This is a genomic window from Deltaproteobacteria bacterium (assembly GCA_011773515.1).
Taxonomy (GTDB): domain Bacteria; phylum Desulfobacterota; class Deferrimicrobia; order J040; family J040; genus WVXK01.
In genome coordinates, this window is the sequence record WVXK01000016.1 from 70,017 (window position 1) to 82,573 (window position 12,557).

Genomic DNA, 12,557 nt, shown 5'->3' on the forward strand with positions numbered 1-12,557 from the left:
TTTGTATACTGTATGCATTGTTTTGAGGCTTGCCAAATCTCCGAAAACGGCAAACGATTTTTGATGAAAAAAATTTGGGAGGGGAATTATGCCGAAGTTTAAAGATCTTGTTCCACCGAAAGAAGGACAGCAGATCACCGTTGATGCAGAGGGGAATCTGCAGGTGCCTGACAACCCGATACTGCCATTCATAGAAGGGGACGGGACGGGCGTTGACATATGGAATGCATCGGTGAAGGTATTTGACGCCGCCGTGGAAAAGGCATTTGGAGGAAAGAAAAAAATTCAGTGGTTTGAGGTTTTTGCGGGGGAAAAGGCATTCAACAAGTTTGGCGACTGGCTGCCTGAGGATACCGTCGAGGCTTTCAGGGAGTACATGGTTGGCATCAAGGGGCCGCTTACCACCCCTGTTGGCGGTGGAATCAGGTCGTTGAACGTTGCTCTCCGCCAGATTCTGGACCTCTACGTCTGCCTTAGGCCCGTTAAGTATTTCAAGGGCGTTCCAAGCCCGGTTCGGCAGCCGGAACTCGTCGACATGGTAATTTTCCGGGAGAACACGGAAGATATCTACGCGGGAATCGAATGGATGGCGCAGACCGCCGAAGCTGAAAAGATAATCGATTTCCTCATCAAGGAAATGGGAGTCAAGAACATACGATTCCCCGAGACGTCCTCCATCGGGATCAAACCCGTTTCAATCGAGGGCTCGAAGAGGCTGATTAGAGACGCCGTGCATTACGCCATCAAACACGGGAGAAAATCCGTCACCCTGGTTCATAAAGGGAACATTATGAAATTTACCGAGGGGGCTTTCCGGGACTGGGGGTATGAGCTTGCAAACGAGCCGGAACTGAGGCCTCACGTGGTTGCCCAGCGGGAAGCCTGGGTCCTGGAGAACAAGGAGAGCAACCCGGATATCTCCAACGTGGACAATGCCAGGATGGTCGAGGCATGGTTCGACCAGCTTGATGAGGACAAGCAGAAGGCCATTCTCAGTGAGGTCGAGGAAACTCTGAAGCTGTGGGATACCCACGGCGGCGGAAAGTGGAAAGACAAGGTTCTCATCAAGGACAACATTGCCGATATTACACTCCAGCAGGTGCTCACCCGCCCCAAGGAGTTCGACGTCATCGCAACGATGAACTTGAACGGCGATTACATCTCCGACGCCCTTGCAGCCCAGGTGGGGGGAATCGGGATCGCCCCGGGAGGGAACATCAACTATCAGTCCGGACATGCCATTTTCGAGGCAACCCACGGCACCGCGCCCAAGTATGCGGGGAAGGACGTGGTCAACCCCTCATCTGTGCTCCTGTCTGGAGTCATGATGTTCCAGCATATGGGGTGGAACGAGGTGGCTGACCTCATCATCAGGGGGATTGAAGGAGCCATCGGATCTAAAACGGTCACCTATGATTTTGCCCGCCTGATGAGGGCGGAAGGCGTCAAGGATGTGAACGAGGTAAAGTGTTCTGCGTTCGGGCAGGCCATTATTGCAAATATGGATTGATCGTTTCCCTAGCAGTTTAACTCTTTTATGAAAAGGAGGGGTGAAATGGCTCGCAGCAAAATCACCGTTATCGGTGCGGGACACGTGGGGGCTACGACTGCGCAAGACCTTGCATTGAAAGATTTTGCAGACATCGTTCTCGTCGATATCGTAGAGGGGATGCCTCAGGGAAAAGGCCTCGATCTCATGCAGACGGGCCCGGTTTTCGGCTACGACTCCAAGGTGATCGGCACGAACGGTTACGAGGAAACGGCAGGATCCGATATCATCGTCATCACTTCAGGGGTCCCGAGAAAGCCGGGCATGAGCCGGGACGACCTTTTGAAAATCAACTCGGGAATAGTCAAGGAGGTTACCGAGAAATCTGTTGCCACATCTCCCGATGCGATAATTATCGTCGTGGCAAATCCTCTGGATGCAATGACCTATGTTGCCTACAAGACTTCCGGATTCGACAAGAAAAGGGTTATGGGTATGGCGGGCATTCTCGACTCGGCCAGGTTCAGGGCTTTCATCTCTATGGAGCTTGACGTGTCCGTGGAAAACATCAACGCCTTCGTTCTGGGCGGGCACGGCGACACGATGGTTCCCTCTACCAAATATACCACCGTCGCAGGCATTCCGGTGGAGGACCTCATCGGCAGCGACAGGCTCGAAGCGATCGTGGAGAGGACGAGAAAGGGGGGCGGAGAGATAGTATCCCTTCTCAAGACCGGCTCGGCTTACTACGCTCCCGCAGCGGCCACAGTTGAGATGGTGGAATCGATCGTATTCAACAAGAAAAAGATCCTTCCCTGTGCCGTTCTCTGTCAGGGCGAATACGGGATCGACAACCTCTTCGTCGGTGTCCCCGTGAAACTCGGCTCGAATGGGATTGAACAGATCATAGAGTTTACGCTGTCCGATACGGAGAAGGCTGCCCTGATGAATTCTGCAGGTGCGGTAAAAGAGCTCTGTGACATCGTCGACAGCATGGGATTTTAATAAAAATAAAGAAGGAAGGATAAACCCAAGATGAGGGAGATAAATGTCAAGGACATGATTCCTGTGGTGTCGAAGATGTGTATCGATGCGACCACCAGCCTGGGTGAGGACGTTATCAAGGCCTACAAAGATGCCATTGTAATGGAGGAGTCCCCTGCGGCAAAGGATATCCTGCAGCGGCTGATTGAGAACGCTGAGATAGCAAGAGAGGAAGGAATGCCGGTATGCCAGGACTGCGGGTTTGCCGTTCTTTTCGTCGATGTGGGACAGGATGTCAGGTTTGTAGGCGGGGACATATCCGAAGCCCTTACCGAGGGGGTGCGAAAGGGATATGAAGAAGGCTTTCTCAGGAAGTCTATCGTTGCAAAGCCGGCAACGGAGAGGGTGAATACCGGCGATAACACTCCACCCGTGATTCATTACAACATCGTTCCCGGCGACAGGGTGCGTATAACCTTCCTTGCGAAGGGGGGAGGGTGCGAGAACATGTCCTCTGTGATGATGCTCACGCCGGCGCAGGGGCTCGAAGGGATAAAAAAAGCGGTGATCGAGAGGGTTCGAAATTCCGGTGGAAACCCCTGCCCTCCCATCAAAGTGGGGGTCGGCATTGGAGGGACCTTTGAAAAAGCGGCCATGCTGGCCAAGAAGGCGCTGCTCAGGAAGATCGGGGAGTTCAGCGCTGAGCCGGAGATGGCAGCGGTGGAAAGGGAACTCCTGGAAAAGATAAACAACACCGGCATTGGACCCCAGGGCCTTGGCGGCCGGATAACCGCTTTTTCCGTCTCAATCGAATCACATCCGAGCCATATTGCAAGTCTTCCCCTGGCAATAAACATCGACTGTCATGTCAGCAGGCATAAAGAGGTCGAAATTTAACAGAGTGAGGTGCGGGAAAAGTGAGCGAAATAAAGATTACGACTCCGGTTGACGAAGATGTGCTGTCCGAGCTCAAGGTGGGGGACAGGGTCCTGATCAGTGGAGTCCTCTACACCGCGCGGGATGCGGCCCACAAGAGAATGGCAGAGGCCCTTGAAAGGCAAGAGCCGCTGCCGGTAGATCTCACCGGACAGATAATCTACTATGCCGGTCCAAGCCCCACCCCCCCGGGAAAGCCGATAGGGTCAGTGGGTCCCACGACCAGTTACCGGATGGACCCCTATGCCCCCAGGCTCATGGATGCAGGGCTGAAAGGTATGATCGGCAAGGGGCCCAGGTCTCACCAAGTTATCGACTCGATGGTCAAGAACAAAGCGGTATATTTTGCCGCCATAGGCGGTGCTGCTGCCCTCCTGGCAAGGCAGGTCAAAAAGGCTGAAGTCGTTGCCTATGAAGACCTCGGCCCGGAAGCCATAAGGAGGCTCGTTGTCGAGGATTTCCCCGCCATCGTGGTCAACGATATACATGGAAATGATCTCTTTGTCGAAGGTGTCAAAAAATACGCAAAGGAAATGTAAAATTTCCCCAATAAAACTCAGGAGGTAGGCTTATGGGCTACAGGTGGCATACAGGTTCAGTGGCCTGGATTCTGCATCGGCTCTCCGGTGTGGCGCTCACCCTGTATCTGGTTATCCACATCTGGGTGATTCACCATATCGGGCAGGGGCCGGAGGCGTTCGACGCCATTATGGCCAAGGTTCAGACACCGTTTTTCAAACTTCTCGAAATAGGGCTTCTGGGAACGGTTCTCTTTCACTCATTCAACGGGTTCAGGATTCTGCTCTTCGACCTTGGAGTGGGGATCAGGCAGCAAAAGCAGGTATTCTGGGGTTCGGTCGTTGTCGGGATACTGTTCCTTCTCTACGGTGGGTTCAACATTCTATCCCACCTAGCTCACTGATGGGAGGATGCCATGCAGAGATATAAAGGATCTTTGAAATCCGGTGGGGCCCTGGGGTGGTTCTACCAGCGCCTGTCCGGGATGGCGCTTATCGTTCTTCTCCTTACTCACTGGGGGATCGAACACCTCGGGCCGAAGACGGCGGACGGCATTGAATATCTGGACATAGCGACACGTCTCGCTTCACCGTTCTGGAAAACTTTCAACCTCCTTTTCCTGGTACTGGCCATATTCCACGGCATGAACGGTCTTCTCATGATCATCAGGGACTACGTGAAGGTTCCCTGGCAAAAGGGGACCCTTTATTCTGTGGTGGTATTCTTAGGGGTAGTTTTCCTGATACTCGGTGCGCTCACCGTCATTCCTTTCCAGGTCAAAGCTTAAAAATTCAATGGAGGAAGGTGATTAGCAATGATTCACAAGCATGAGGTTATTATAATTGGTGCGGGGCTCGCCGGGCTTCGGGCTGCCCTTGAGCTTGCAGGAAAAGCAGATGTCGCCGTGCTCAGCAAAGTGTATCCCACCCGCTCCCATTCAGGGGCTGCCCAGGGAGGGATAGCAGCGGCAATTGCAAACGAGAGCGACGATACGATCGATTTGCACACATATGACACGGTGAAGGGGAGTGACTGGCTCGGTGATCAGGATGCACAGGAGCTCATGTGCCAGGAAGCTCCCGAAGTCATTTACGAACTCGAACATATGGGGTGTCCTTTCAGCAGGCTTCCCAACGGGAAGATCGCCCAGCGTCCTTTCGGCGGGCACTCGAGGCCGAGAGCGTGTTACGGGGCCGACTCGACGGGGCATTTCATTCTGCATACGCTGTGGGAAAAATGTCTGGAAAAGAAAGTGCTCTTTTACAACGAGTTCTACGTTTCCCGGCTGATCGCACAGGACAATCAGTGTTCCGGAGTTGTGGCGATAAATCTCAAGGATGGTGAGCTTCACACATTCCGGGCAAAGGCCATTCTTTTCGCGACGGGTGGATATGGCAGGGCATACCAGATAACCTCCAACGCCCATGCAAATACCGGTGACGGGCTTGCCCTCGTGTACCGGGAAGGGTTGCCGATCGAGGACCTCGAATGTGTGCAGTTTCATCCGACGGGGCTCTACAAGTCGGGCATACTCCTGACCGAGGGCGCAAGAGGCGAAGGCGGGTATCTTCTGAACAGCGAGGGCAAGCGTTTCATGGAGAAGTATGCGCCGAAATTCATGGAGATAGCACCGCGGGACCTCACTGCACGGTCCATGCAGACGGAGATAAACGAGGGCAGGGGGATAGAGGGGAAGGATTACGTCTATCTCGATCTCCGCCACCTCGGCAAAGAGAGGCTCATGGAGAGGCTTCCCCAGATAACGGAATTGACCAGGAAGTTTGCAGGCGTCGATCCTCTTTCGCAGCCCATACCGATTCAGCCAACCGCCCACTACTCCATGGGTGGTATCCCCGTCGACATCCATGGCCGTGTTATTTATGACGCGGCAAATAGTGTGGTGGAAGGGTTATATGCAGCGGGAGAGTGCGCATGCATGTCGGTTCACGGTGCAAACAGGCTCGGAACTAACTCGCTCCTTGACGCCGTCGTACACGGCAGGAGGGCGGGAAAAGCGATAATAGGAGATTTGAGAAATGGCCTCGATTACCGGACTCTTTCCGATGAGCCCGAAAAGCCGGTAAAGGAAGAGATAGAAAGGCTGATCAGGGGAACGGGGAAAGTGAGGGCGGCTGAAATCATAAAGCACCTCCAGGAGCAGATGCAGGCTCACTGCGGTCTCTTTCGGGATCAGAGGGGGCTCGAGACCCTTCTTTCCACCGTGAAAGATCTGCAGCATCAATTCGAAGATGTGGCCGTCGATGACAAGAGCCTCTACTACAATACGGAGCTGATAGAGACGATAGAGGTCTCCCATCTTCTCGAATTTTCAGAGGTCATAGTGGTGGGGGCGCTTGCGAGGACGGAGTCGAGGGGAGCGCATTTCCGGACCGACTTTCCAAGACGCGATGACGAGAATTGGATGAAGCACACCCTCGCTTACAGGACGGATGACGGTGTGCGGCTGGATTACAAACCCGTCGTCATAACGAACTATCCGCCTGAAGAAAGGAAATATTGAGGAGGAAACGAGATGAGGTATACCTTCAAAGTTTACCGATATAACCCGGAGCAGGATTCCTCTCCAAGATTTCAGACCTACGAAATCGATTGCGAAGAAGGATGGACAGTCCTTGACGCTTTGCATCATATCAAGTGGTATGTTGACGGGACCCTCTCGTTCAGGAGGTCCTGCCGGCATGAAATATGCGGCTCCTGTGCAGTTGTCATGAATGGCGTAAACGGGCTCTCCTGCAACACCCAGATCGCAGAGCTGAAGGGCAAGACCATAACCGTCGGGCCCCTCAATGGTTTCCCGGTTTTGAAGGACCTGATAGTGGACATGGACCTCTTCATAGATCGACTGAAGGCCATCAACCCGTTCTTTGTGTCGGATACACCCCCGACGGACAAGGAGTATTTGCAGTCTCCCAAAGACAGGGCCATCATAGATGACGGTGTCAACTGCATACTCTGTGCAAGCTGTACCGGATCGTGTCCCTCATTCTGGTACAACAAGGAGTACCTGGGGCCGGCAGCGCTTTTGAAAGCGTTCCGGTTCGTCTTCGACTCCCGGGACGAGGGGGCGGCCGAGCGGATCGACCTGGTTGACGATCACAACGGGCTGTGGCGGTGCCACACGATCTTCAACTGCAACGAGTGTTGCCCCAAAAACCTGAACGTGACCGGCGGGATCCAGGAACTGAAGAAGCTCGCATTTTTGAGAAAGATATAATCCGTAAACGGAAAGGGATACCGGGGGTGGAGGGTATCTTTTTTAAAGAACGCAGGAAGGGGAGAGAAGATGAATATCCATGAGTACCAGGCAAAGCAGGTCTTGGCAAAATATCGCGTTGCCATTCCTCCCGGCAAAGTTGCATTCACGGTAGAGGAGGCCGAATCCATTGCAAAGGAGATAGGGCTTCCCGTTGTCATAAAGGCGCAGATTCACGCCGGGGGGAGAGGCAAGGGTGGCGGCGTCAAAATGGCAAAGACGATGGAGGAGGTGAGGGAACACGCGGGGAAGATTCTGGGGATGACGCTCATCACCCATCAGACGGGTCCCGAAGGGAAACTTGTCAGGAAGGTGATGGTGGAAAAAGCAACCGACATCAAGAGGGAGCTCTACGTTGGCCTGGTGGTGGACAGGGCGGAGTCTAAAGTCGTCGTGATGGCCTCCTCGGAAGGCGGCATGGAAATAGAGGAGGTTGCGGCGCGGTCTCCGGAGAAAATATTGAAAGAGTATGTAGATCCGGGCGTTGGTATGCTGCCATACCAGGCGAGAAAGCTCGTTTTCGGACTCGGCATGGAGCCGGCCCAGGTAAGCAAGGCTGTCAGGTTCATACTCAGCCTCTATCAGGCATTTGCCGACACGGACTGCTCCCTTGCCGAGATAAATCCGCTGGTAATCACAGCCGATGACGACGTCATCGCTCTCGATGCGAAGATGAACTTCGATGGGAACGGGCTTTTCCGTCACCCCGATATTCTCGAGATGCGGGACGTAGACGAGGAAGACAAGATGGAATACGAGGCCTCGAAATTTGACCTGAGCTACATCAGCCTCGACGGAAACATCGGGTGTATGGTCAACGGGGCGGGGCTTGCCATGGCCACGATGGATATGATCAAACTCCACGGCAGCGAACCTGCCAACTTTCTCGATGTGGGTGGTGGTGCATCGACGGACCAGGTGAAAAACGCCTTCAGGCTGATTCTCGCCGATCCAAAAGTGAAAGCAATCCTCGTAAACATCTTTGGCGGTATAATGAGATGTGACGTGCTCGCCGAGGGAGTCGTTCAGGCAGCGAAAGAGGTAAAGTTGAGTGTTCCCCTCGTTGTCAGGCTCGAAGGAACAAATGTCGAAAAGGGAAGGGAAATACTCGAAAAATCCGGCCTCAACATAATTTCAGCGAAAGATATGAGGGATGCTGCTGAGAAAGCGGTCGCGGCGGCACAGTGAAATATTTCTAGGGGGAGAAGGCAGATGAGCATACTCATAAATAAGGATACCAGGGTCCTTGTTCAGGGAATTACGGGTGCCACGGGCGCATTCCATACAAAGCAGATGCTTGACTACGGTACCAAGATAGTGGGGGGAGTCACCCCTGGAAAGCGGGGGCAGAAGGTTGAGGGAGTCCCCGTTTTCAACACCATCGACGAAGCCGTGAGGGAGACGGGGGCGAATGCATCGGTGGTATATGTTCCACCTGCTTTTGCGGGTGATGCTATAATGGAATGCGTCGACGCCGAAATGGATCTTGTTGTGGCGATAACAGAGGGTATTCCCATTCTCGACATGGTGAAAGTCAAGCGATTCATGGAAGGCAGAAAGACCCGCCTCGTTGGCCCCAACTGCCCCGGAGTTATTACTCCCGGCGAGTGCAAGATAGGGATCATGCCCGGGTACATACACGAGCCGGGAGAAGTCGGCGTCGTGTCGCGGTCGGGCACGTTAACCTACGAAGCGGTTGCCCAGCTGACATCCCTTTCCCTGGGCCAGTCCACCTGTGTGGGAATTGGAGGAGACCCTGTCAACGGGACGGATTTCATAGATGTGCTGAGGCTTTTTGAGGGCGATCCCGAAACCCGGGCGGTGGTGTTGATCGGTGAGATAGGCGGTACCGCAGAGGAAGAGGCCGCCCAGTTCATCAAAGACAATATGACCAAGCCCGTGGTCGGCTTTATCGCGGGAAGGACCGCGCCGAAAGGGAAGAGAATGGGCCATGCGGGTGCAATCATATCGGGGGGGAAGGGAACGGCTGATGAGAAGATCAAGGCGTTCAAAGATGCAGGTATCGAGGTTGCCGAAAGCCCGGCCGATATGGGTGTTTCCATGGCCAGGGTGCTCGGCATGGAAATAAACTGACAAGGGGTATCGATCGATGATCAAGACGCAGGAAAAGATGATCCCGAAGGAAAACGAGAAGGTAAAGATCACCATTGTCCCGAAATTCTGCAAGGGATGCGATATATGCGTGAGGTTGTGCCCGAAAAGCGTTCTCGGTATGGAGATGTTCAAGGTCAAGGTTGTTGATATCGACAAATGCATCATCTGCGGTCAATGTGAGCTCAGGTGTCCCGATTTCGCAATTTTCGTCGAAAAAAAGGAAGTGAAGGGAGGCAAAAGTGGCTAAGACCATCCGTCTTTTGCAGGGAAATGAAGCCTGCTCCGAGGGAGCCCTGTACGCGGGCTGCACTTTTTTTGCCGGCTATCCGATAACTCCCTCAACCGAAGTGGCCGAGGTTCTGGCGGTGAAACTGCCCCTCATCGGTGGAGCCTTCATGCAGATGGAGGATGAGATCGCCGCGATGGCAGCCATTATCGGCGCGTCCCTTGCGGGCTCCAAGTCCTTGACCGCCACGAGCGGCCCCGGGTTTTCCCTCAAGCAGGAAAATATCGGTTTTGCTGCGATTGCCGAAGTTCCCTGCGTGATCGTAAACGTCATGAGGGGTGGCCCCTCAACGGGCGTTCCGACAGGACCGGGGCAATCTGATATCATGCAGTGCAGATGGGGAACCCACGGCGACCACCCGATAATTACGCTCACACCGGCATCGGTGCAGGAAATATTTACCGAGACGGTGAGGGCCTTTAACCTTTCAGAGAAATATCGGAATCCCGTCATTATCGCCTTCGATGAAATTGTGGGACATATGCGGGAGAAGATTGAAATTCCCGAACCGGGTGAGCTGGAGATAATCGACAGGACAAAGCCAAATGTGGCACCGGAAGAGTATTTCCCCTACGACTCCTCAAAGGGCGACATCCCCCCAATGGCGAACTTTTTCGAGGGTTACCGGTACCATGTGACCGGCCTGAATCACGACATGACGGGTTTCCCCGTCAATGCCTGTGAGCTGATCCATGTGGAGGAGGAGAGGCTCATGAGGAAAATTGATGCCAACAGGGATGACATTATCAAATACGAGGAGTTCATGCTCGACGATGCGGAGGTGGCGATTTTTGCATACGGCGCCTGCGGCAGGTCAGCCAAGGAGGCGGTGGAAACCGCCAGAGAGAATGGTATGAAAATAGGCCTCTTCAGGCCCCTGACCATCTGGCCATTTCCCGACAGGGAAATCGAGGCGCTTGCCGGAAGGGTGAAGAGCATCGTGGTTCCCGAGTTGAGCCTCGGTCAGATCATTCTCGAGGTCGAAAGGACTTCAAAGGGCAAAACCAGGGTAGAAGGGATATTCAGGGTCGATGGCGACCCCATAAATCCCGGGCAAATTCTGGACATGGTGAAGGAGGTTATCTGATGGCTTATGATTACAGTCCCTATTTGAGGAACGAAAAATTCCCCCACATTTGGTGTCCCGGGTGCACATACGGAATCGTACTGAAAGCAATCATCCGCGGATTAGAAAAATCAGGAATATCAAAAGATGACACGGCCATTGTTTCAGGTATTGGCTGTGCCTCGAGACTCCCCGGATATGTCGACTTTAATACCCTCCACACCGCCCATGGAAGAGCAATAGCATTCGCCACGGGTATAAAAATGGTAAAACCGGAAAAAAATGTTCTCGTCATCACCGGGGACGGGGATGCCACCGCAATCGGGGGAAACCACTTTATTCATGCCTGCAGGAGAAATATCGACATCACCGTGATCATCTTCAACAATTTCATCTACGGCATGACGGGGGGACAGTACTCCCCCACAACTCCCACCGGAGCCTTCGCAACGACGATGCCCTACGGAAACGTAGATCCTCACTTTGACATTAACGAGCTGTCCAAGGGGTCAGGTGCAACCTTTGTCGCCCGTGGGACGGCATATCACGCAGCCGCCCTGGACAGGCTGGTGGTAGAGGCCATAAATCACAAGGGCCTTTCTGTTCTTGAAATCATAAATGCATGCCCAACCACCTATGGGAGAAGGAACAAGTTCAAGAATCCCACGGACATGCTTCTCTGGATGAAAGACCATTACGTGCCTCTGAGCGCCTATCAGAAACTTCCTCCTGAAAAGGCTGAAGGGAAATACCCAACGGGAATTCTCTTCAGGATTGAAAAACCGGAGTACTCCGAAGTCTACTACGAGATGGTTAAAAGGGTCAGATCAAGAGAAAAAGGAGGGAGGTGATGGCGCGCTACGAGATCAGGTTTTCAGGATCGGGCGGTCAGGGGTTGATCCTCGCGGGAGTGATATTTGCAGAAGCGGCCGCAATATACGGAGGAATCAATGCGGTCCAGAGCCAGTCCTACGGTCCCGAAGCACGGGGAGGTGCAAGCAAGTCCGAGGTCATCATCAGCGACGAAACGATAAATTTCCCAAAAGCCATGAGCATCGATCTCCTTCTTGCCCTGACACAGGAGGCCTGTACCAAATACTATGTGGACCTGAAGGAAGAGGGCGTCCTGCTCGTCGACGAGGACTTTGTCACGGAGATTCCCGAGGGAAATTACCGGGTGATAAAGCTCCCCATCATCAGGGCGGCCCAGGAGAAGGTGGGAAAGGCTTTTGTGGCAAATATCGTTGCCATAGGGGCAATAACGGCGATCGTTGAAAAGATCAGTTTCGACTCCGTAGAGAAAGCCGTCCTCTCGAGGGTTCCCCGGGGGACTGAAGATCTGAACAAAATGGCCCTCAAGATCGGCTTCGATATGGCAAAGGAAAAAATCGCTCAGTAAAGGATCCCCCCTTGGAGAGGACGCTCAGCATAGTGAAACCCGATGGGGTCGAGAGGGGGCTCATCGGGGAAGTCATCGCCAGGTTTGAAAAAGAGGGGATAAAAATAGTAGCCATCAAGATGGTGAAGATGGAAAAAGCACAGGCCGAGGGTTTCTACGCGGTGCACGAAGGGAGACCTTTTTTCAACAGCCTCACCACGTTCATGTCCTCAGGACCGATCGTGGCCCTGGTCCTCGAGGGAGAGGGAGTGATAGCAAAGAACCGGGAAATCATGGGGGCCACCGACCCCGCAGAGGCCGCCGCCGGGACCATTCGGGCCGATTTTGCCTCGGAGATAGAGAAAAATATCGTTCACGGGAGCGACTCCCCCGAAACGGCGCAAAAGGAGATAGCCTTCTTTTTCAGCGAGCTTGAAGTGATCTAATAGGTAGACGTCCCCTGAAACCAAATCGCCCTTTCTGGTAGTATACTATCGGAAGGGGTTTTTT

At 53.5% G+C, this 12,557-nt stretch carries 15 protein-coding genes; all 15 read left to right on the forward strand.

Annotated features, from left to right (window positions below; translation table 11 throughout):
* Positions 1–88 precede the first annotated feature (88 nt).
* Positions 89–1,510 carry an NADP-dependent isocitrate dehydrogenase gene (locus GTN70_02085; GenBank protein ID NIO15786.1) on the forward strand — a complete coding sequence of 474 codons (1,422 nt, stop codon included), beginning with the start codon at positions 89–91 and terminating at the stop codon, positions 1,508–1,510.
* Positions 1,511–1,555: 45 nt separating this feature from the next.
* Positions 1,556–2,494, forward strand: a complete 939-nt coding sequence (gene mdh / locus GTN70_02090) for a malate dehydrogenase (GenBank protein NIO15787.1) — start codon at positions 1,556–1,558, stop codon at positions 2,492–2,494.
* Positions 2,495–2,524: 30 nt separating this feature from the next.
* Entirely contained in the window at positions 2,525–3,370 is an 846-nt protein-coding gene (locus GTN70_02095; protein NIO15788.1) for a fumarate hydratase, read from the forward strand.
* A gap of 20 nt (positions 3,371–3,390) precedes the next feature.
* Positions 3,391–3,948 (forward strand): Fe-S-containing hydro-lyase, encoded by a 558-nt coding sequence (locus GTN70_02100; GenBank protein ID NIO15789.1) that lies wholly within the window; start codon positions 3,391–3,393, stop codon positions 3,946–3,948.
* Between the two features lie 59 nt (positions 3,949–4,007).
* Complete coding sequence (gene sdhC / locus GTN70_02105; protein NIO15790.1) at positions 4,008–4,331, forward strand: succinate dehydrogenase, cytochrome b556 subunit; 324 nt, start codon at positions 4,008–4,010, stop codon at positions 4,329–4,331.
* A 12-nt stretch (positions 4,332–4,343) separates the two neighbouring features.
* A complete protein-coding gene (gene sdhD / locus GTN70_02110) occupies positions 4,344–4,715 on the forward strand; it encodes a succinate dehydrogenase, hydrophobic membrane anchor protein (GenBank protein ID NIO15791.1) in 372 nt (123 codons plus the stop codon).
* Between the two features lie 27 nt (positions 4,716–4,742).
* Positions 4,743–6,449, forward strand: a complete 1,707-nt coding sequence (gene sdhA / locus GTN70_02115; protein NIO15792.1) for a succinate dehydrogenase flavoprotein subunit — start codon at positions 4,743–4,745, stop codon at positions 6,447–6,449.
* A gap of 12 nt (positions 6,450–6,461) precedes the next feature.
* Positions 6,462–7,163: a succinate dehydrogenase iron-sulfur subunit gene (gene sdhB, locus GTN70_02120; protein ID NIO15793.1), complete on the forward strand. Its 702-nt coding sequence runs from the start codon at positions 6,462–6,464 to the stop codon at positions 7,161–7,163.
* A gap of 69 nt (positions 7,164–7,232) precedes the next feature.
* Entirely contained in the window at positions 7,233–8,390 is a 1,158-nt protein-coding gene (sucC, locus tag GTN70_02125) for an ADP-forming succinate--CoA ligase subunit beta (GenBank protein ID NIO15794.1), read from the forward strand.
* Positions 8,391–8,414: 24 nt separating this feature from the next.
* Positions 8,415–9,296 carry a succinate--CoA ligase subunit alpha gene (gene sucD, locus GTN70_02130; GenBank protein ID NIO15795.1) on the forward strand — a complete coding sequence of 294 codons (882 nt, stop codon included), beginning with the start codon at positions 8,415–8,417 and terminating at the stop codon, positions 9,294–9,296.
* 37 nt (positions 9,297–9,333) lie between these two features.
* Entirely contained in the window at positions 9,334–9,564 is a 231-nt protein-coding gene (locus tag GTN70_02135; protein NIO15796.1) for a 4Fe-4S dicluster domain-containing protein, read from the forward strand.
* Entirely contained in the window at positions 9,557–10,690 is a 1,134-nt protein-coding gene (locus GTN70_02140; GenBank protein ID NIO15797.1) for a 2-oxoacid:acceptor oxidoreductase subunit alpha, read from the forward strand. The genes GTN70_02135 and GTN70_02140 overlap by 8 nt, the downstream gene beginning before the upstream one ends.
* Positions 10,690–11,520, forward strand: a complete 831-nt coding sequence (locus tag GTN70_02145) for a 2-oxoacid:ferredoxin oxidoreductase subunit beta (GenBank protein ID NIO15798.1) — start codon at positions 10,690–10,692, stop codon at positions 11,518–11,520. Before GTN70_02140 ends, GTN70_02145 begins: the two co-directional genes overlap by 1 nt.
* The gene (locus tag GTN70_02150; protein NIO15799.1) at positions 11,517–12,068 is read left to right on the forward strand and encodes a 2-oxoacid:ferredoxin oxidoreductase subunit gamma; all 552 of its coding nucleotides are present in this window, start codon (positions 11,517–11,519) and stop codon (positions 12,066–12,068) included. Before GTN70_02145 ends, GTN70_02150 begins: the two co-directional genes overlap by 4 nt.
* A gap of 11 nt (positions 12,069–12,079) precedes the next feature.
* Positions 12,080–12,493, forward strand: a complete 414-nt coding sequence (locus GTN70_02155; protein NIO15800.1) for a nucleoside-diphosphate kinase — start codon at positions 12,080–12,082, stop codon at positions 12,491–12,493.
* Positions 12,494–12,557: the final 64 nt, after the last annotated feature.